This is a genomic window from Rhizobium sp. Leaf311 (genome assembly GCF_001423445.1).
Classification (GTDB): domain Bacteria; phylum Pseudomonadota; class Alphaproteobacteria; order Rhizobiales; family Rhizobiaceae; genus Agrobacterium.
The window spans coordinates 295,087-316,158 of the sequence record NZ_LMNZ01000002.1 but is presented as its reverse complement, the minus strand read 5'-3'; the positions used below and the strand labels follow the sequence as shown (position 1 = coordinate 316,158).

General features: G+C 57.2%; 16 protein-coding genes. 4 read left to right on the top strand and 12 right to left on the bottom strand.

Annotated elements, in window-relative coordinates; genetic code table 11:
* Window positions 1–62: 62 nt before the first annotated feature.
* Window positions 63–929: a class I SAM-dependent methyltransferase gene (locus ASF69_RS05570; protein WP_062586170.1), complete on the top strand. Its 867-nt coding sequence runs from the start codon at window positions 63–65 to the stop codon at window positions 927–929.
* Between the two features lie 110 nt (window positions 930–1,039).
* The gene (locus ASF69_RS05565; protein WP_062586168.1) at window positions 1,040–3,292 is read left to right on the top strand and encodes a heavy metal translocating P-type ATPase; all 2,253 of its coding nucleotides are present in this window, start codon (window positions 1,040–1,042) and stop codon (window positions 3,290–3,292) included.
* A 187-nt stretch (window positions 3,293–3,479) separates the two neighbouring features.
* On the opposite strand, the gene ASF69_RS05560 is transcribed toward ASF69_RS05565, so the two are convergent.
* The 6 genes from ASF69_RS05560 to ASF69_RS05535 all read right to left on the bottom strand — a co-directional run bounded on the left by ASF69_RS05560 (window position 3,480) and on the right by ASF69_RS05535 (window position 11,679).
* A complete protein-coding gene (locus ASF69_RS05560; protein WP_062586166.1) occupies window positions 3,480–5,414 on the bottom strand; it encodes a beta-galactosidase in 1,935 nt (644 codons plus the stop codon).
* Window positions 5,414–6,505, bottom strand: a complete 1,092-nt coding sequence (gene ugpC / locus ASF69_RS05555) for a sn-glycerol-3-phosphate ABC transporter ATP-binding protein UgpC (RefSeq protein WP_062586165.1) — start codon at window positions 6,503–6,505, stop codon at window positions 5,414–5,416. The genes ASF69_RS05560 and ugpC overlap by 1 nt, the downstream gene beginning before the upstream one ends.
* Entirely contained in the window at window positions 6,498–8,603 is a 2,106-nt protein-coding gene (locus tag ASF69_RS05550; RefSeq protein WP_062586162.1) for an alpha-galactosidase, read from the bottom strand. The genes ugpC and ASF69_RS05550 overlap by 8 nt, the downstream gene beginning before the upstream one ends.
* Window positions 8,600–9,451, bottom strand: coding sequence for a carbohydrate ABC transporter permease (locus ASF69_RS05545; RefSeq protein ID WP_062586160.1), 852 nt, complete (start codon window positions 9,449–9,451; stop codon window positions 8,600–8,602). Before ASF69_RS05545 ends, ASF69_RS05550 begins: the two co-directional genes overlap by 4 nt.
* Complete coding sequence (locus ASF69_RS05540) at window positions 9,451–10,359, bottom strand: sugar ABC transporter permease (protein ID WP_062586158.1); 909 nt, start codon at window positions 10,357–10,359, stop codon at window positions 9,451–9,453. The genes ASF69_RS05545 and ASF69_RS05540 overlap by 1 nt, the downstream gene beginning before the upstream one ends.
* 90 nt (window positions 10,360–10,449) lie before the next feature.
* Window positions 10,450–11,679: an extracellular solute-binding protein gene (locus ASF69_RS05535; RefSeq protein ID WP_062586157.1), complete on the bottom strand. Its 1,230-nt coding sequence runs from the start codon at window positions 11,677–11,679 to the stop codon at window positions 10,450–10,452.
* A 143-nt stretch (window positions 11,680–11,822) separates the two neighbouring features.
* On the opposite strand from ASF69_RS05535, the gene ASF69_RS05530 reads away from it, so the two are divergent.
* A complete protein-coding gene (locus tag ASF69_RS05530; protein ID WP_062586155.1) occupies window positions 11,823–12,734 on the top strand; it encodes a helix-turn-helix domain-containing protein in 912 nt (303 codons plus the stop codon).
* An 11-nt stretch (window positions 12,735–12,745) separates the two neighbouring features.
* Here ASF69_RS05530 and ASF69_RS05525 read toward each other — a convergent pair whose 3' ends face one another.
* From ASF69_RS05525 to ASF69_RS05505, 5 genes are all read right to left on the bottom strand, one after another.
* The gene (locus tag ASF69_RS05525) at window positions 12,746–13,546 is read right to left on the bottom strand and encodes a phosphodiesterase (RefSeq protein ID WP_062586153.1); all 801 of its coding nucleotides are present in this window, start codon (window positions 13,544–13,546) and stop codon (window positions 12,746–12,748) included.
* Between the two features lie 66 nt (window positions 13,547–13,612).
* Window positions 13,613–14,905, bottom strand: coding sequence for an ABC transporter substrate-binding protein (locus ASF69_RS05520; protein WP_062586151.1), 1,293 nt, complete (start codon window positions 14,903–14,905; stop codon window positions 13,613–13,615).
* 41 nt (window positions 14,906–14,946) lie between these two features.
* Window positions 14,947–15,768, bottom strand: coding sequence for a carbohydrate ABC transporter permease (locus tag ASF69_RS05515; RefSeq protein ID WP_062586149.1), 822 nt, complete (start codon window positions 15,766–15,768; stop codon window positions 14,947–14,949).
* Window positions 15,768–16,664, bottom strand: a complete 897-nt coding sequence (locus ASF69_RS05510) for a sugar ABC transporter permease (protein WP_156462002.1) — start codon at window positions 16,662–16,664, stop codon at window positions 15,768–15,770. Before ASF69_RS05510 ends, ASF69_RS05515 begins: the two co-directional genes overlap by 1 nt.
* 14 nt (window positions 16,665–16,678) lie before the next feature.
* Window positions 16,679–17,824, bottom strand: a complete 1,146-nt coding sequence (locus tag ASF69_RS05505; RefSeq protein ID WP_062586146.1) for an ABC transporter ATP-binding protein — start codon at window positions 17,822–17,824, stop codon at window positions 16,679–16,681.
* 401 nt (window positions 17,825–18,225) lie between these two features.
* On the opposite strand from ASF69_RS05505, the gene ASF69_RS05500 reads away from it, so the two are divergent.
* On the top strand, window positions 18,226–18,876 hold the full coding sequence (locus ASF69_RS05500) for a BA14K family protein (protein ID WP_062586144.1): 651 nt from the start codon (window positions 18,226–18,228) through the stop codon (window positions 18,874–18,876).
* Between the two features lie 205 nt (window positions 18,877–19,081).
* On the opposite strand, the gene ASF69_RS05495 is transcribed toward ASF69_RS05500, so the two are convergent.
* Window positions 19,082–20,854, bottom strand: coding sequence for an SLC13 family permease (locus ASF69_RS05495; RefSeq protein WP_062586142.1), 1,773 nt, complete (start codon window positions 20,852–20,854; stop codon window positions 19,082–19,084).
* Window positions 20,855–21,072: the final 218 nt, after the last annotated feature.

Here is a 21,072-nt window from a genome sequence, read left to right as displayed (position 1 = left end):
CCTCCCATGCCGCGGCCATGGAAAACGGATCGAATTGTCATCGAATATAGGAAGGTTACAAAATGTCTGAGACGTTCATTCCGCAGCTTCAGGAACTCGCCAAATCTGCGCGGATGCTTGCGCTCGTGGGTGCTTCGATCAAGCTGCGCTCCGATGCTTCGGTTGCTCCAGCCATCCGCGAGCAAATCGACGCAGGCGCGCGCATGGCTCTGGGCGATGTGGTTGACGTGACCGATGAAGAGCAACTGTCACTCGCCCAGGTCATGGTCGAGATGGCGTTGAGCGAGGCGGGTGAGCTCTTTCGCAATCCTGACCGAGGTTCAAACTGGGAGATATTGGATGTCGCTGCGATGCAGGCCATGGGTCGTGCGTCCAAGAGTGTTTTCACGCGCATCCAGTCCATAGCCGAGGCGCATCCGGGACTGCGCAAGACGTTTCAGGGTACTTTTCTGGACGTCGGAACTGGGGTGGGGGGAATCGCGCTTGAAGCGGCGCGGCTCTGCCCGGATATCAAGGTCGATGGGATCGACATATGGGAGCCGGCCCTGGAGCTTGCTCGGAAAAACATCGCTGAAAGCCCTTATGCGGACCGTGTGAGCGTGCGCAACCTCGATGTTTCAATGCTGGACGAGGAAAGAAGATACTCACTGGCCTGGTTGCCAACCATGTTCCTCAAGCGTCCGATTGTTGAAGCCGCGCTGGACCGTATCGCCCGCGCCTTCGTCAGCGATGCCTATCTTGTAGCGGGTGTGTACAGCCGTCCAGACGATCCGTTTTTGGTGCTGATGGCCAGTCTGAGGACACTTCGGAGTGGCGGAGAAATCAGTGATCCGGCCGACATCAAGGCGATGATGGAAGCACGAGGATATGTTGATATAGGGACGAGCGCCACGCCCATTGCAACTTTCGTTTTCGGAAGGCTACCGTGAGGATGCCGGACAATCTCGGCAGCCTCGATAGTCCATCGCATCAAATTTTTCTCTTGTAGCTACAGGGGCTAGAGGTCGTAGCACGTATACATGAGCAGGAGTAATGCCACATGAATACGTCGTTGCAGACCAGATTTCGCGTTGAAGGGATGGATTGCGCATCTTGCGCATCCAAGATTGGCACTGCCGTGCGGAGAATGCCGGGCGTCGAAGATGTTTCCGTATCCGTGACCATGGGTACGATGACCATCAGCCATGATGACAAAAGCGACCTCGATGCGATCACGCGGAAAGTGACAGGGCTCGGTTACAAGGCCGAGCCGCTCGTTGACACGGCCAGAACAAAGGAAGAGCCATCACACACCCATGGAGTCGGGTGTGATCACGGTCACCATGACCATGATCACAAACATGCGCATCCGCATAAGGAAACGCCGAGCGGCACCCGCGCCCCAGATCACGCCATGGAAGGCGTCCATGGCCATGATCATGGAATAAGCGAAGGCCCATGGTGGAAGACCAGGAAGGGACGCACGACAATTCTCGCCGGAGTGGCCCTCGTTATGGCCTATGGCATCGGGCACCTCTACCCGGCAATTGAGACCTACGCCTTCACAATCGCCATGCTGGTCGGGCTCATACCCATAGCACGCCGCGCGGCGATGGCAGCTATTGCTGGCACGCCCTTTTCCATCGAAATGTTGATGACGATTGCCGCTATTGGTGCGCTTGCGATCAATGCGACGGAGGAGGCTGCCGCCGTTGTTTTCCTTTTTCTTGTCGGAGAGTTGCTGGAAGGTGTCGCCGCTGGCAGGGCGAGAAAGAGCATCACGTCGCTCGCAGCCCTGGTCCCGAAAACCGCTTTACAGGAGGTGGACGGCAAGACGAGAGAAGTGCCAGCCGAAACTCTTGAGATCGGTTCTATTATCCTTGTGCGCCCCGGTGATCGCATCTCGGCCGATGGTGTCATTCTGTCGGGAGAAAGCGCAATCAACGAAGCGCCAGTCACCGGTGAAAGTGTTCCTGTCGGAAAGGGCAAAGGTGATGTCGTCTTCGCGGGCACGATCAATGGCAATGCGACATTGCGGGTACAAGTAACCGCAGCAGCACAGGACAACACGATTGCCCGTGTTGTGAAACTCGTTGAGGAGGCACAGGAGAAAAAAGCGCCGACGGAACGTTTCATCGACCGCTTTTCGAGATATTACACGCCCGCTGTTGTCGCTGTGGCCCTGCTTGTAGCGGTAATACCGCCCGTGTTGTTTGGGGCCTCCTGGAACGACTGGATCTATAAGGGCTTGGCCATTCTTCTGATTGGATGCCCCTGCGCTCTGGTCATATCAACCCCGGCGGCAATTGCGGCTTCGCTTTCGGCCGGTGCTCGGCGCGGGCTTCTGATGAAGGGTGGTGCCGTCCTTGAGGGCCTCGGCAAGCTGACCGCCATCGCATTCGACAAGACGGGAACATTGACCGAGGGAAAGCCTGAGGTCACCGATATCCTGGGATTTGATTTCGCCAACATGGACGTGCTGCGCATGGCTGCAGCTCTTGAAACGGGCTCGAGCCACCCGCTCGCACAATCCATCCTGGGCAAGGCGGCAGAGCTAGGCGTCGATATTCCATCGGCAAGCAATGCCCAGGCACTGGGTGGGAAAGGTGTTAGCGCCGATGTGGAAGGCCAGCCTGCGTTTCTGGGCTCACCGCAGGCTGCCAGTGAGCGCGTATCGATTGCGCAAAGCTATCGGGACATGATTGCAGCGCTGCACGCAGAGGGTAAAACCGTCTCGGTGCTGGTGGTTGGCGAAACACTGGCTGGCGCCATCGCCATGCGCGATGAGCCACGCGCGGATGCCATCAAGGGCATACAGTCCCTCAAGGACAGCGGCGTCAAGGTTGTCATGCTGACCGGCGACAATGCCAGGGCGGCACAGGCCATCGGACGTTCCCTTGGTATGGAAGTCCGCGCCGAGCTTATGCCGCAGGACAAGCAACGGATTGTCACGGAATTGCGTGACGAAGGCTTCATTGTCGGCAAGGTTGGCGACGGTATCAACGATGCACCGGCGCTTGCCGCGGCCGATATCGGGATTGCGATGGGTGGCGGCACGGATGTGGCGCTGGAAACTGCCGATGCCGCGATCCTGCACGGCCGCGTGGTTGACGTGGCGCGAATGATCGATCTTTCCAAACGGACAATGCGCATCATTCGCCAGAACATTGCCATGTCCTTGGGCTTGAAGGTGGTCTTTCTTGTAACCACGATTCTTGGCTTTACGGGCCTTTGGCCAGCCATTCTGGCGGATACGGGTGCCACGGTTCTGGTGACGCTGAATGCCTTGAGGCTTCTCCGCAGTGAGCGCTAGGACTTCGCGACCTCACCCAGACCGGGGACTTGACCGGTCTGGTCGTACGGTGGGTGAACGATGGTGATGGAAGATCCAATGCCAAGTCCCGAGGGATGGGCATTTGCCAGCCAAGGCGTTAACTGGAGCCGCAGGGTCTTGGGAGGCTGCATTCATCGAGAGCGAATGCAGCCTCCGCCATCGGCTGCTAGGCGTGTTTCCAGGCCGACACGGCCTGCGGTTCCAGAACCGCTTGACCAAACAAGACGCTCGCCTCTTGCTGGATGGGCCAGGCCTCTGTCCCATAATTGAAGGCGAAGGTCAGATTGCCTCTGCGGCGAATGCGGATATGGGCCGGCAGGGAAAGCGTCTCCAGGCCCGCCTTGCGCGCCGCGAGCGTCAGGACGCTCGTCAGCAGCTCTTCGTCTGCCCAGCAGGCGAGATAGAGCATGTTGCCGCTTTCGGTCAGCGCCGGGTCCCCGTTCGAGAAGCGGGCAAGAACATCAGCCGTTGTTTCAACGGTCTCGCGCCAGCGAATGGCCGCACCCTTGACGTCTCCCGCGACAGCGTCCGACAGACCCGGACGAAGCGTCGAGACCTGGATCACGCGGTTGCCGGTTCGTTGGCCGAGAGGGCCGGGCGGCAGGTTCTTCGGGATCACGAAGTTGCGGTCACGCGAACCTGTTCTTGCGCCGATCAGCACCGTGCCGGTTGCCTTTGCGAGTGCCGCTTCGGTTGCCAGGTCGACCTCGGTCATGCAGGGAACGACCACCAGCGGATAACCTTCCAGAGACGCACCCGGACGCACGAAATCGATATCGAGGCCAAGGCGGCGCAGGCTTTCATACCAGCGGAAGCACAGTTCCTCGTAGCGGAAGTCCTTGCCCTGCGGCTGGATCATCGTTGTCCAGTAGCTCTGGTAATCGAAGACTAGTGCCACCTGGGCCTTCTGGACATCCGGCAGGTTTCCGAAAAGGGTCAGCTCTTCGCCGACCTGTCGGGCCTCAAGGCCACCGGGCGAAAGCTCATCAAGTCCTGCCATGTTCAGACCGGCGTGCATCTGCTCCTGCGCGAACGGCGCCTGGCGCCAGCGGAAATAGCTGACGACTTCAGCCCCGTGGGCCAAGGCTTCCCACGTCCACAGGCGCACCATGCCTGGCTTGGGCACCGGGTTCCAGGGCGCCCAGTTGACCGGGCCGGGCTGCTGTTCCATGACCCAGAAGCGGCCTTTTCCAACACCGCGATAGAGATCGTGATGGTAGGGCGCAATATCCGGATGCGAGGTTTCGGCCCAGCGATTGCGTTCCTCCTCGGTAAAGGGGAACTTCTCGACGAAACCGATGGGGTAGCTGTCCCAGGATGCCAGATCGAGATTGTCCGCCACCTTGAAATGATCGAAATCTGAAACGAAACCCATGAAGTTGTGGGTTATCCAGCGTTCGGGCGAATGCGCGCGGAGGATGTCACACTGCATCTTGTCGTAGGCGGCGACCTGATCCGACTGGAAACGCCAGAAATCAAGCCGTGTGGCAGGGTTTGCTTCCGTGACCGTAAGGTTCGGCAAACGCACGTCGTCGAAACTTTTCAGTTCCATCGACCAGAAAACCGAGCCCCAGGCTTCGTTCAACTGGTCCGCAGACTGGTAGCGCAGACGAAGCCACTGCCTGAATTCCTTCAGATCTTCGGGGCCCCAGGATAGTGTCGTATCGTGGCAGCCATATTCGTTATCTGTCTGCCATCCGGCAAGACCGGGGTGGTTGCCGTATCTTTTGGCAACAATTTCTACGATGCGGGCGCTTTCGCGCCACCATGTTCTGGAGGAAAACGTATAGTGTCTTCGAGAGCCGAACCCGCGGATATTGCCGTCTTCGTCATAGGGCAAAATGTCTGGATGCTCATCGACAAGCCATTTCGGCGGTGTCGCCGTTGGCGTGCCGAGCACGATCCTGAGGCCAGCGGCGTGAAGCACATCCATGGCCCTGTCCAGCCAGCCGAATTCAAATTGCCCGCGAGATGGCTCGATGCGCGACCAGGCAAATTCACCGATGCGCACAAAGGAAATGCCGAGTTCGACCATCCGGCGAGCGTCATCGACCCACCGCGCTTCGTCCCAATGTTCGGGATAATAACATACACCCAGCATTAACGCGTCAAATCTCCGTTGATGATTGCCCTGCCATTGCTGTCGAAGAGGTGGCAGGCCTTTGCATTGATGCCGAGTTTCAGGCTGTCGCCCGGCTTGGCGGCGGCAAGACCATCAGCCTTGACGGAAATCTCTGAGCCATCGGCCAACTCGACAAAAAACAGGGTTTCCGATCCGAGATATTCAGCAAGCCGCACGGTGCCCTCGATGACCACATCGCCTGTGCCGGTTGCGCTGATATGTTCCGGGCGGATGCCTAAGGACGCTCCTGCAAGCGCAGTGTCGGTTTGGCCGTCGAGGGAAAGCATCGTGCCTGAGGGCAGTTCGACCAGGATTTTTCCGTCCTGGCTTGTCGCTTTCACTTTCAGCACGTTCATTTTTGGCGAGCCGATGAAGCCTGCGACAAAGAGATTGTTTGGACGATGGTAGAGTTCCAGCGGCGAGCCAACCTGCTCGATCTTGCCAGCCGAGAGGACGACGATCTTGTCTGCCATGGTCATGGCTTCGACCTGATCGTGGGTCACGTAGATCATGGTGGCCTTGAGGTCCTGATGCAGCTTGGAAAGCTCTCCGCGCATCTGGACGCGCAGGGCGGCATCCAGATTGGATAGCGGTTCGTCAAACAGGAAGACTTCGGGGTTGCGAACAATCGCACGACCAATGGCGACGCGCTGACGCTGGCCGCCGGAAAGCTGGCCTGGCTTGCGCTGAAGCAGCGGTTCGAGCTGCAGCATCTTGGCTGCGGTTGCGGTGCGTTCGGCAATGAGGTCCTTCGAATGTCCCGTCATACGCAGGCCAAAACCGATGTTTTCAGCAACAGTCATGTGCGGGTAAAGCGCATAGGACTGGAACACCATCGCCACGCCGCGCTCGGACGGCCCAATCTTTGTCATGTCCTGCCCGCCGATGGACAAAGCGCCGGAGGATATTTCTTCGAGCCCGGCGATCATCCGCAGGAGCGTGGACTTGCCGCAGCCCGAGGGGCCGACGAAGACGCAGAACTCGCCATCCTTGACGTCGAGATCGACGCCCTTGATGACGCTAAGCGCGCCGAACTCTTTCTTGACGTTGCGAAGACTTACGTCAGCCATTGGTCTTGCCTCCCATGACAGGTTCCAGTTCGAGGAGCAGCGCGCTTTCCGGCTTCAGCATCGGCAACGGCAAACCGGCAAGTCCGGCGCTGGAAAGCTCGAAGCTGATATTGCCGGCGAGCAGGTCTTTCTGCCCCTCGGATATACGAATGAATTCCGGCTTTGCCGGAAGAACGGTGGTGATCTTCCATTTGCCGCCTGCCGCGACGACATTTTGAGGCAGGATCAGGGGCGCGGGCTGCTCGCTGACCATCTGCGGCCCTTGAGCAACGATAACGGCGATTTTCTCCGCACTTACCGCACCCCAGACATAGCGTCCGTCCTGCGGCTCGACCTGAAAATTCGCACCCGGCGCATGGAAGAGGCTGCGCAGGCGTTTGTAGGTGCTGATGTAGAGCTCAAGCTCGGTACGCTCCTGCGGAGTGAGCTCCAGCGGATTGAGTTCAACGCCCATGTGGTAGGCCATGGCAACGAGTGCGCGGAATGCCAGCGTGTGGCGGCGCCCTGTCTGGTGATTTGGCGACGCGGAGATGTGGCTGCCGAGAATTTCCGGCGGGACGAATGTCGATGCCCCGCGCTGGATTTCCAGCCGCTCAAGCGCGTCCGTGCAATCGGATGTCCAGACGCGGTGTGTTCGGGCCAGAACGCCAAAGTCGATGCGGCCGCCGCCGGAAGCGCAGCTTTCGATTTCCACATTTGGATGCGCCGCGCGGACACGGTCCATCAGCGCATAGACCGCGCGCGTCTGTGCAGAGATTTTTGCCTTGCCATCGCGCCCGCCGGCGTGGGTCAGATCGCGGTTCATGTCCCACTTCACGTAGGAAACGGCGTGGTTGGCCAGGACAGCATCGATCTTTGAAAAGAGATAGTCGCAGACCTCTTTGCGGGTGAGGTCCAGCACGAGCTGGGTGCGCGATTGCAGCAAGGGACGCCCGTTGATCTGCAAGGCCCAGTCCGGGTGCTTCTTGAAAAGCTGCGAAACGGGATTGACCATCTCGGGTTCGAACCAGATGCCGAACTGCATTCCAAGGCCGGTAACATGATCGACCAGCGGCTTCAAACCATCCGGATATTTGCGGGCATCGATATCCCAGTCACCAAGGCTCGTCGTGTCGTCGTCACGCTTGCCGAACCAACCATCATCAAGCACGAAACGCTCGATGCCGACCTGCGCCGCCGCAGTGGCCTGCGCTTTCAACGACGTCATCTTGTGGTCGAAGTAATTGCCTTCCCATGTATTGAGCGTGACCGGTCTCGGCGACATTTCGCCACCGGGCCAAGCAAGGAGATCATTGCGCACGAAAGCGTGGAATGCTGCGCTGTCCCGTCCGGCATAGGCAACGGGGCTTCGGTAGGTTTCGCCACGTCCAAGCACGATTTCGCCTGGCTCGAACAATTCGCCGAGATGGATCAGTCGCTTGCCGTCGTCCGTGCGGTCTACGACGATCTGGTGATTGCCGCTCCAGCCGAGTGTGACGCCGAAACGTTGTCCTGCAGTCTCCAGGAAGATCACGGGAAAACGATCATGCGACGTGCGACCGCGACGGTTTTCCTGAAGCCAGACGCCGTTGCCGAGCACTTCCCGGCGCATCTGGAATTCACGTCCCCACATGCCGGTGAAACTGGTCAGTTCCGTTGTTCCGACGGGTGCGGCAAAAGTGGCCGCCATGCAGCGATCAAGCTGGTAGTCCGTATCGCCCTTGTTGGTGAGTGCCGTCGACATCGCGATAACGCCGGAGCGATGCGCAGTCAGCCGGATTGCAATGTCGATGCTGGCGACCGCATCCTGAGCTTTCAGGACTGTCGTTTCACCCTCTTGCTGCGCCGTCCATGCACCAAACTGCAGGGTGAAGTCGCGGCCACCACGATGTCCTGATATCGCTGGCCATCCGAAGAAGCCCATTCCGCCCGTCGGCAGCAAGACTGACGATGGAACTGCGACATCCATGCCATTGACCCGGCTGGAACGCTCGATATCGAAGAGTGCGTCATCGCTGGTCGCAAAACTGGCGAAGGAGAGGATTTCCGGCATGCCGAGTTTGGGCAGGCGCAGATTGAGCGTGAAGCTATCTGCACCGATTGTGATTACCTCGTTCATCCCTTGGTCGCTCCCAATGTCAGTCCGGCTATGAAGTGCTTTTGCATGATGAAGAACATGGCGACCGGGGGCAGTGCCGCAACCAGAGACCCTGCCGATACCAAGTGCCAGGCGGCGACCCACTGACCGTTCAGTGAATAGAGGCCTGCGGTAACCGGCATGGCGTGTTGTCCCTGCACCAGAACAGTCGCCCAGAAGTAATCATTCCAGACGAAGGTAAAGACGAGAACGGAAAGGGCCGCAATGGCAGGGCGCATCAACGGCAGCACGATGTGCCGGAAGATCTTCCATTCCGATACGCCTTCGACGCGTGCCGATTCAATCAAGGCAAAGGGCAGCCCCTTGATGAAGTTGCGCATGAACAGGGTGCAGAAGCCGGTCTGGAAAGCGACATGGAAAAGCACCAGTCCCATCGTCGTGTCATAGAGACCGGCGCGCAGTGTCATGTCGCGGACCGGGACCATCAGGATCTGGAACGGAATGAAGTTGCCTGCAACGAACATGAAGAACAGCAGCAGGTTTGCCTTGAATTTGTAGACTGCCAAGGCAAAGCCGGTCAGGCAGGAGAGGGCGACGGCACCGATGACGGTCGGGATCGTGACCTTGAAGGAATTGAGGATGTAGAGGCCGATCGGCGAATCCCGGAAAACGGCCGTGTAGTTTTCAACGCCTGCGAAGCCGGAAGGAATGCCGAAATAGTTGCCAGCCGCGAAATCGCCGGCAGGTCTGATGGAGGTGATGGCGACACCGATCAGGGGCACGAGCCACACGAAGAGTGCGATGGGCAGCATGATCTTGTAGCCGCGCTGAACAAGAGTCGACGATTTTTGGATGGGTGCGGGGAACATCAGGAATTCCTTTCCTGGCTGAGCATACGCACGATGAAGAGCGTGATAAAAATCATCATGATGAGGAAGAGAACGACGGCGATGGCCGCGCCATAACCCATGCGGAAACCGTATTCGGAAAGAGCCTGCTCATACATGAAATAGGAGAGGACGGAACTGGAGCCGTATGGACCGCCTGCCGTCATGACCGAGACGAGGTCAAAGGACCGGAGCGAACCGATGACGGTAACGACCATGGCGATGAAGGTTGCCGGGCCCAGTTGCGGCAGGATGATGTTCCACAAAAGCTTCAGACCCTTGGCGCCGTCCATGCGCGCAGCCTCTACCTGTTCGGGATTGATATTGTTGAGACCGGTCAGATAGAGGATCATGCAATAGGCCGTCTGCGGCCATAGGCCTGCGGCGATAATGCCGTAGGTGACGTAATTCTCGTCCGCGAGAACGGCGATCTGCTCGCCCGTCAGCCACTCCAGAATCTTCGAAAAAAGCCCGAAATCCGGTGCGTAGAACCAGCTGAACATCAGGCCGACAACGACCTGGCTGATAACGAATGGGAAGAAGAAAAGCGACTTGTAGAGCCGGATGCCATAAACATTCTGGTTGAGGAACAACGCGACCGCCAGTCCTGCCGGGATGGAGAGCAGATATAGAACCAGCCAGATGATGTTGTTTTTCAGGGAAACATAGAACGTATCGTCGTGAAGCAGTTCGGCGTAGTTGCCGATGCCGATCCAGGTCATTTCGCCCATGCCATCCCAGTCGTGGAAGCTGATCCAGATGGATTCCACGATGGGAACGAGGACATAGATGATGAACATCAACAGTCCGGGAGCGAGAAAAAGCCACGGCGCCAGCTTTTGCTGATTGCGCTTCCAGAAACTGGGCGATGGGGTAACGGCGTTGCTCACGGCGGCACCTTTGGAATTTTTACAGGAAGACAGAGCTGCCGGGTGCCTTAAGGCTGTGCCTTTGTGACACCCGGCGCTGGGAGGAACGCTTTATTTGTAGACGCGAGCGCGTATCTTCTCGAGACGAGCCAGAATGGCGTCGATCTTGTCCGGCTTCACCATGAATTCCTGGAAGCCTTCCATGCCAGCCTTCGCCATTTCCGCCTGTGCGTCGCGGTCATAGAACTGGGCGATGGCGGTGGCCTTGGACAGCATTTCAAAGCCAGCAAGAAGGAACGGGTCGGCTGGCTTTTCCGCCTTGTTGTTGACAGGCAACTGGCCAAGCGTCGCGTTCATTTTGGCTTGCGCTTCAGGCGATGCGACATAGGCGAGGAATTTCTTCGCATCGTCCTTGTTCTTGGCACCCTTCGGAATGTGGAACGTGTCGGTCGGTGCTTCCTCGGCAACGGGAAGGCCCGCGGTAATTTCCGGGAAGGGCAGGAAGCCGATCTGATCTTCCTTCAGTCCGCCATTTTTCATGGTCGCAACCGCGAAGTTACCCATGAGATACATGGCAGCCTTGCCCTGTACGAGCTGTGGAATAGCATCCTGCCAATCGATGGCAGCATGATTTTCGATGAAGTAGCCTGGCTTGACCAGTTCTGCCCACTTCTCGAAGACAGCCTTCACGCGGGGGTCGGTGTAGGGAACCTTGCCCGATGTCAACTGCATATGGAAATCATATCCGTTGACGCGCAGATCGAGATAGTCGAACCAGCCTGCTGTTGGCCACAAAGCCTTGGTGCCGATGGTGAACGGCGTAATGCCGGCGTCCTTCAGCTTCTTCGAGGCAGCGAGAAGCTCATCCCAGGTCTTGGGTGGTGTGATGCTCTGGCTCTGGAAAATGTCTTTGCGATAATAAATGCCCCACTGGTAGTAGGTGTAGGGAACGCCCCACTTCTTGCCGTCAATCGTCATGGACGATGAGGCCGATTTCAGCTGGTCGTCGAGACCATTTGCAGTCCATAGGTCAGTTACATCTTCGAACAGTCCGGCCTTGACGAAGGGCTCCATCCGGTTGCCGGCATACCATGCCACGACGTCAGGGGCATCGGCGGTCAGGAAGTTGCGGATGGCAGACTTGTAGCCTTCGTGATCGAAGTTGTTCCACTTCACTTTCACGTCCGGATTGGCCTTCTGGAAGTCTGCGATCAACTCTTCCATCGCCTTTTTCGGGACGGGATCGGAGTGGTCGGAATTGACGGTGATTTCTCCAGCAAATGCCGAAGAGAACAGCGAAACAGACAATGCAAGCCCGCCAAGGCTTTTCAAAAGGGTCATGTTTTCCTCCCTATGACCGTTATGCGTCTGCTCCGGATGCATTTGCGCATGCCGGAGCCACGTCCAAGTTGGACTTGATCATCAAGCGCAAACCCGCAATAATCTACCGAAATTTTGGCTAGTTTCTCCAGGATTCTAAGATTATGCACATTGTGCCCGCCGTTATCCGTGACGAATCAGTGCCGGTTCACCCCGAGCACGATCCGCGACACCCGCTGGTTGTCTTCGGTGATCACAGGTTTTGCAGCGGAGAAGCCTCTCTCGTGCAGGTCATGCCAGGTCCGCATATGCATAGTCAGGTCGAACTTAATTTCGTGCTTAAAGGCAAGATGACGTATTGGTTCGACGGTCGGGAACTCACGATTGACGAGGGGCGGCTCTGTCTGTTCTGGGGAATGATCCCACATCAGGTCATCGCGCGAGATGAGGGAACCCGTTTCGTGTGCCTTTATGTGCCGATGTCTTTCTTTCTCGGGCTCGCAAGCCTCACCCGCTTCAGGGACGCGGTGTTTCGCGGGGCGATGATCGAGGCGTTGGAGCTTCGGTCCTACGACAATGAAATTTTTGAGCGCTGGCGCGACGAGCTGCGCTCCGGCGACGAGGGCCTGATCGAGATCGTGCGCAACGAGCTAGGCGCACGCGTGCTGAGAATCGAGCGCGATGGCTGGCGAGACCTGCGCGAAGAGGGCTCCGCAATTGCAAGGCTTGGCGTTAACGAAAGCGAGCGCGTGGAGCATGTGGAGCGAATGCTGCGCTACATTGCCGAAAATGCGCTGAACGACATTTCCGCAGATGATGTCGGCAGAAATTCCGGGCTCCACCCTAACTATGCCATGTCCGTGTTCAAGCGTGCTGTCGGCATCACGATCAACCAAGCCATCATTCGCCACCGGCTGGATACGGCACAATCCCTGCTGATCGCCACGGATTTACCCATCACCGACGTGGCTTTCGATTCCGGATTCGGTTCGGTATCTCGCTTCTATCAGGCGTTTTCGGAGCGTTTTGGCATGAGGCCGAAGCAATACCGCGCCAGTATGCGAAGCAAGGTATGAGTGGCCGAGCGTTACGGCCCCTCGCAGACCGGCGCCTGTCCGGTGATGGTTTCGCCGACTTCGACGCCGTAGGCGCGAAAGCCTTTCTCATCCAGCATGATGATGCGGTAGCAAGGATTACCGCCCGTCCAGAAGGGTACTGGGCTGGTAATATCCGTGATGAAGCGATGGGCGCAGGCCTGGCCTGAGCTGTAGGCGATGCCCTCGGCACTGGTTCCGGCCAGTGGCACATGGATATGTCCGAATACGATATGCCGCACACCTCCCTCATGCGCAGCGAGCGTGCGCATCATCGCGCCATCGTCATGCATGCCGATCCTGTCGAAATGGGCGATGCCGCAATCCATGGGGGGATGATGGACGAACAGCGTAACCGGCGTTTCGCCAGCCTGTGCCAATGCGTCCGAGAGAAAGGCCATGCGGTCTTCATCATAAATGCCGCCAATGACGTTGCGCTGATGGCTGTCGAGAAAGAGAAGTCGCCCGAAATCCGTATCCAGGCAAGACTGGATATAGCCCTTCCCATCACGTGGATGGTCCGGAAACGCCGCGATGAAATTGTCGCGATCATCATGATTTCCAAGAAGCAGTCGCACCTCTGTTTGCAGCGGCGCGAGAATGTCGCGCAATATCTCATAGGCTTCCGGCTCACCAAAGTTACAGAGGTCGCCGGTCATCACCAGCAGGTCGGCATCTCCATGCTTGGCAATGATATCATCGATTGCAGCCCTCAAATGCTTTTCGGGATCGACACCGTGGACGGTCTGGCCCGACTTGACGAGATGCGCATCTGTAATCTGGATAATCTTCACAAGAACCTCTGGCGTGTTGTCGGTCGCGGAACCTCGGTCCCGCGGCCTTTATATCGGCTTGGTTGCTTATTTCATGAGACCGTTTGTCTGCTCGACAATCTGCTTCAGGCCATCTTCCGGCGTCACTTCACCACGCATGACCGTGCCGATGATGTCGCGCTGGGTACGCCAGATGCGCACGGAATCGCCACCCGGATAACCTGCCCAAGGGAGCGAACGTTCTGCCTGCAGCGAGGCGGTCTTCACGTTCGGATGCTCGGCATAGTAAGGCGCCAGAAAATCAGGGCCGGTCGCCAGCTTGTTTGTGGGAAGATAGCCGGTGATGCGTACGATCACGTTCTGGGCCTCAGGACCGGTAATCCATTTCATGTATTTCCAGGCGGCGTCCTGCTTTGCCTTGTCCTGGGTCAGCATGACAGCAGAGTTGCCGCCGGTCGGTACGCCACCCTTTTCAGGATTGTCGAGAGGGAAGGTGGCTGTCTTCAGCTCGAAACGGTTGCCGACGAGGCCTTCAACGGTCTGGACGTGGGCAGGAGTGGAGAAGATGAAGCCGGTAAGGCCAGCGCCGAATTGCTGGCGCGACTGGTCCCAGTCGAGCAGGTTCTGGCCACCTTCGGTAACGAAGCGACGTGTGAGCTTCAGCGCGTTGAGACCGATCTCATTGTTGAAGGCAACGGTCTTTGAGGCTTCGTCCACCAGCTTGCCGCCCTGCTGGAAGATCAGCGCCTGCCACAACCAGTCATCCGGCCAAAGGTTGATGTCGTAGCCCATGCCGGCAACCTTGCTGTCCTGCTCATGGATCTTGCTTGCAAGCTTGATCAGGCCATCGAAGGTCTTGGGCATGTTTTCCGGATCGCCACCGGCTTTGCGGACAAGTTCGGCATTGATGTAGATGATGGGCGACGACGCATTGACCGGCAAGCCATATTGCTTGCCGTCTATCTTGCCGAGTGCCGCCATGTTGGGCGTGTAGTTCTTGTCAAGAAACGCCTGACCGCCCTCAGCCTCGATAAATGGTGCAAGATCGGTGATCTGCTGGCGTGGTACCAGCGAATGCACCAGTTCCGCCGTCAGATTGTAGCCGGAGAAATACACGTCCGGCAGGCTGCCGGTAACAGCGGCGCGCAGAACCTGCTGCTGGCCTTCATTGTAACCCGGTGCCGGAGCCAGGAAGTTGATCTTGATATCCGGATTTTTCTTCATGAATTCATCGGCCAGCGGTTGATGGAATTTAGTGAAGCCCGGCAGATTGTAGAGCACATTCAGCGTGACATCGGCAGCAAGGCTCGGGGTCGCGACGCTGGCCATGGCAAGGCTTAGGGCCAGGCCACCAAGAGCGGTCCGTCGGTTGATTTTCATGGCGGTCTCCAGAGTTTACGTTTGGGAGGAGGAGAGGGAAGTTACTTCACGCCGGTCATGGTGATGCCTGCGATGAAATGTCGTCTGGCCAGCAGAAAGCAGATGACCATGGGAGCGGTGATGATGGTTGCGCCAGCCATGAGCGCGCCGTAGTTTGCGCCCGACTCGACATCGGCGAAGAACAGCATTCCAAGAGGCGGCGGTGCGAGATTGGTGTCGGTAACGACGATCATCGGCCAGTAAAGGTCGTTCCAGTGCGCCACCAGCGAGAAAACGGAAAAGGCCGCGAGTGACGGCAGGGAGCCGCGCAACACCAGCCGCCAGCAAATCTCCAGTTCTGAGAAACCGTCCATCCGCGCGGCCTCGATGACCTCATCCGGGTAGCTTCGAAACGACTGGTTGAAGAGAAAGATGGCGAAGACCGACAGCAGGAACGGCATCATCATGGCGAAATAGGTGTTGAGCATTTCCGCCTTCGCGAGCCCCACGAAAAGCGGCAGCGCCAAGGCCTGGATCGGGACGCAAAGCGCAGCGATAACCAGTGTCAAAAGCAGCTTTCTGCCCGGAAAGCGCAGTTTGGCCAGAGCGTAGGCTGCCGGAACGGCGGTCAGGATCTGCACGATCAGAATACCAAAGCAGACGATTACGCCGTTCAGCATGAAGCGCAGCATAGGCACCTGGCTGGCGGCACGTGCGTAATTATCCACCGCCGAGAATGTTTCCGGGATCGGCCAGAGAGACACGCTGAAGATTTCCGAAGACGAACGTATCGATGTCAGGAACATCCAGTAGAAGGGCAGCAGCATCAAGAATGCGCCAATAGCCAGCACCAGATGCGGCAGATATTTGCGGATGATGACCATCAGTAATGCACCTTCCGGTCCATGTGCAGAGTTTGCCCAATGGAAAGAATGAGAACGATGATGAGGAAGATGAGCGTCAGGGCTGCCGCATATCCCGTGTTGGAATATTCAAAACCTTCAAGGTAAAGCGCAAACAAAAGCACTTCCGATCCCGAACGTCCCTTAGTCAGCACTGCAACAGTCTCAAACACCTTGAAGGCAGAGATGGACGTGGTGACGATGACGAACATCGTTGTGGGTCCGAGCATCGGCCATGTGACATTGAGAAAGCGATCGATAGGGTTTCTTGCACCGTCCAGGCGGATCGCTTCGTGAAGGTCCTTTGGAATGGCCGTCAGCCCTGCCAAAAACAGGACCATGTTGAAACCCAGCACCTGCCAAATCCCGATGATGGCCATGGTGGGGATGAGAAGGGACGGGTTCGACAAAAAGCCGACCGGCTCAAAGCCCATCCATTTGATCGCGGCATTGACCGGACCAAGAGAGGGGTGCAGCAGGAACTGAAAGACGGTTGCCATGGCAACCAGCGTTGCCGTCACCGGAAGGAAATAGGCGACCTCCCAAAAGGCTCGGCTGCGTTTGCGATTATAGACGAGCAGCGCAATGCCGAGAGCGAGAAAGACGCCAACGGGAATGACAATGACCGCGTAGAGAACAGTGTTTGCCATGGCGCGCAGAAAGACCGGGTCGCTGAATGCTTTCTGGAAATTCCGCAGGCCGACGAATTTCGTAGACAGGGCGCCGAGCTGATAGTCCGTCACTGAAAAAATGGCGAGGACGATCATGGGGATGATGTAGATTGCCAGCAACAGAACAACCGCTGGCAATACAAACAGAATGCCGCGCCGTGCCATGGACGATCTGCGCGCCTTGGCCTGCGGTGCCGCCGCTGTCATTGGAACGACCACGCTCACGCCGGCACCTGTTCACAAAGTGCCGTCTCGCAGCGTTTCTCGTCAGTGCCGAAGAGATGCGCCTTGCTTCTCGCAAAGCTGATGCGCAGGTTGCCGTCAACGACCGGGCCGAGATCATCGCCAGTGCTTAGTCGCATGACAAGCTGGATAGAGCGATCATCCACCAGAGCGCAGGTCACATAACGATCCGCCCCTTGCGTTTCTGTTCGCAGGATGCGCGCGTCGAAACCGTCGGCAGCGGGAAAAATGTCTTCGGATCGAATGCCGAGTGTTGCAGGAGCAGATGCAATTTTGGTTGCGCGCAGGCCAAGTTTCTGGCCGTGCAGGGCGATATTCCCCGATGCATCTGCTTCAACCGGGATGAGATTTATGGACGGTGTGCCGATAAACCGTGCGACCGTTAGAGTGGCGGGCTTTTGATAAAGCTCCTCCGGCGTGCCGAGTTGCTCGATGCCACCGTCGGACATCAAGGCAATTCGGTCCGACATGGTCATCGCTTCAATCTGGTCGTGCGTTACATAGATGAATGTCGCGCCGAGACGGCTGTGAAGATTTGTCAATTCGACACGCATATGTGCGCGCAGCTTGGCGTCGAGATTAGAAAGAGGCTCGTCCATTAAAAAGGCGGCAGGCGAACGGACCAATGCGCGGGCGAGTGCTACACGCTGACGCTGCCCGCCAGAAAGCTGTGCGGGCTTGCGGTCAAGCAGGTGGCTAATCTGCAGCACATCAGCTGCATCCTTGACCGACTGATCAATGTCACGCAGCGTGTCCTTGTTCGCAATGACGCGTCCGATCAGCGGAAATCTCTGCCAGAAGGTCAGACGACGCATCCTCAACGGCGTTGCGATGTTTTCATGCACTGTCATATGCGGATAAAGCGCATAGGACTGAAATACCATGGCAAGGTTGCGATCGGCAGGATCGAAATCAGTTACGTCGCGGGCGCCGATGGATATCCTTCCCCGGTCTGGGGTCTCCAGCCCGGCAATGATCCTGAGCAGGGTAGATTTACCGCATCCTGACATTCCGACCAGCGAAAGAAATTCACCGGGACGTATGGAAAGATCGATCCCCTTAAGGACATCATCGGCTCCGAAACCTTTTCCGATTCCAGAAATCGTAAGCGATTGAGGCTGCATACTGCGCTCCTTTTCAAGGGGGCGTATGCAGCCGCGACATGACGTTGGTGCGACAGTTTTGAGAAGTTTCCGTAACGCATCCCGGGGCCGAAAATCACAGGTTGCGCGTGGCGCTTTGCTGTCTCGTCTGACGCGATAAATATCGAAAGATCAGATATTTATCACGCCTTTGGTATGGATTGCTGCCGATGCCGCGGGATTTGCAAACCTGGCTTTGGAGCGAGGCTTGAATGTGCGCTTGCTTGAAGAACAATCAAACCATCTCGCAATTGTCCAACGCGGTCTTTGGGGTAATAGCTATTCGAAGGCAAGCTGTCTCATTGCGACCAAGATATGCTGCTGGAGTGGGAACCGATGAGAACAAAAAGCATTACCTGAACTGAAAAACAGGAAATGCTCAAATGCGCAATATCATCACCGGCTTGATCCTCACAGGTTGCATGTTGCCGATCGCGGCTGGCGGCATGAAGATCGCTACCGAACTGACAAAGGTTACGGCTCCGCACCAGTTTGCCGCTCTCGGCGGCGAGCCGCTATGGACACCTGATGTCAAACGGGTTGATGTTGCTTCGCAGTCATATGAGCGCGTGCCTGGCACCCCAATGCCAGAAACGCTTGTTGCGAAGGCGAAAAGCTCGGCCCCTGCGCTCTCGCCAACTCTACAAGCTTCAGCAGACGGTTCTGAGACCCCTGACAACAGGGGCGCTGAGCAGCAGATCGCGGCTGCAGCGCAAGAGTGGTGCAGCGAACGCTATCGATCCTACGACGTCTCTGACAATAGCTACCAACCATTTGGCGGTGGTCCACGCAGACCATGTTCGGCCCCGCTTGCGGTGACCGCGTCGATACAACAGGCGGAAGTCGCATCTTCCCCTGCAGCGCTTGACGAACATGCCCGTTGGTGCAGCAGCCGGTACAGTTCCTATCGCGTTGAAGACAATACCTATCAGCCTTTTTCGGGCGGTCGAAAGCAGTGCAACTCCCCCGAAATTCAATCTGCCAGCAATAATATGTCCGACGATACGAGCGATCTAAGCGCTTCCATCAACTAGGACGCCGGACTGGCTCCCTAAAGAACTTCGACAAACGTCAGGCAGATGGCCCGGTCAACTCTTTGACCGGGCCATCTGTGTTGGCGATCATTCTTGTTTCGACAAGCCGGATGCTCAGCATTGGCTGACGCCAAAAAGCACGGTGTTTGTCAGCCGTGTCAAAGCAGCTTTATAGGGCAGTAAACGTGTTACCGTCGTTACCCGGTCAGTTTACAGGCCACACGAAAAGCAAGGCGGGCACGCAGACCACGATAATCAGGACCGACAGAGGAAGCCCGAGTCTCGGATAGTCCGAAAATTTGTATCCGCCAGGACCAAAAACGAGCGTGTTGCACTGATGGCCAACAGGGGTCAGGAAGTCCGACCCTGCGCCGATGGCGACAGCCATCAGAAATGCTTCCGGTCTGAACCCCAGATTTGTGGCAAAGGTTGCGGCAATCGGTGCCATGACCAGAACGGTCGCGGCATTGTTGAGGAAAGGGGTAACGGCCATGGCTGTGACAAGGATCATCGCCAAAGCGCCCCACGCGGGCATATTTGCGGCCACGGTGCCAAGCCAGCCCGCAATCAGCTCACTACCACCGGTCGTTCGAAGGGCATCGGAGACGGGTATCAGTGCGGCGAGCATCACCAATATCGGCCCATCGACCGACTTGTAGAAGTCGGTAAGTGGAATGGCTCGGAAGACGACCATACCTAATGCTGCGCCGAAGAAAGCCACCGGAACCGGCGCAAAACCGAGAGCCGTTGTTGCCATTGCAAGCAAAAGGATGATCAACGGGATAATTGCGCGACGGCGCGTGCCCAGCAGTACCTCTCGTTGTGCCAATGGCAGAAGCTGGAAGTCCTGAAGCATGGCAGTCAAACTATTGCGGCTACCTTGCAGCACCAGAATGTCTCCCGTCGTCAGCGTAAGGCTGCCCAGACGTTCCTTGAGCCTGTCGCCGCGGCGGCTTATGGCCAGAAGATTGACGCCTCGCGTATAGGACAAGGCGAGATCCTTCGCCGAACGGCCAGCGAGTGGAGAATCCTGACTGATGATGGCCTCAAGCGATATGATTTCAGTCTTGGCGTTTCCGTCCTCTTTGAGGGGTTTACCGGAGAGCTGCAACTTGCCGCCGGAAACGATACGTTCGATTGCCGCCGATGGACCTTCCAGAAGAACGCTGTCATTCATTCGCAGCTTCAAATCTGGAAACGGCGCCATTCTCGTTGCACCACGAAGCACAGCATTCGCGATAACTTCTCCGTCTCCCATTTTCAGCAGGCCGCTCAGTGGCTGGTCGATAAGAACAGAGCCTTCATTGATGGCGACTTCACTGGTGTAATTCTTGATTTCGACCGCATCTTCTATCGAATTGTTCGACTTTGTGCGGCTTGGTACGAGCCAATGAAAAAACAGCAGGAACGTCACGCCGACAATCGTCAGCAGGCCACCAACCGGCGTAAAATCGAACATCGTGAAGGACGTTCCGGTCATCTCTTCCCGCAACCGCGAAACAACGATGTTGGGTGATGTCCCGATCTGCGTCATCAGCCCGCCGAGCAGTGCGGCAAAAGCCATCGGCATCAGATATTTTGAAGGGGAGACGCCGGACTTTTTGGCGAACTGGAAGGCGACAGGCATCATGATTGCCAGTGCGCCGATATTCTTGATGAAAGCCGACAGCACCGCGACGACAATCATCAATAACGCAAGTTGGGTATGCACCGTCTTGAGATTGGGAAAGAGTTTCTTGATCGCAATATCAACAATGCCTGATCGTGCCACGCCAGCGCTGACCACAAGTGCGCTTCCCACGATGATCACGATATCATCGGAAAACCCGGAAAATGCCTGATCAGGCGGGACTATGCCGACTGCAACGGCAAGAACGAGCGCGCAGCACGCGACGACGTCGTATCGAAATCGGTCCCAGATGAATACCGCCATCATGATCGCGATAACGGAGAAGGCGAGGATCTGCTGAGTTGTCATGTGGAACCAGTATATGTGGCCGGGGTGTCACCGACAACCAGACATTGGGAAGAAGCTGCCCTCCAAACGCGCTGTCAGGGTGCAAGTTCCACCGTCATAAGCGGCAGGAGACGCTTCTGCAATATTTGTTGGCGCAGCACTCCCCAGCTTTTCAGCATCGCCTGTTTCGAGCGCATTGTGGAACCAGATGCTCGCTTTTCAGTTTGGGGTCCTCTCCC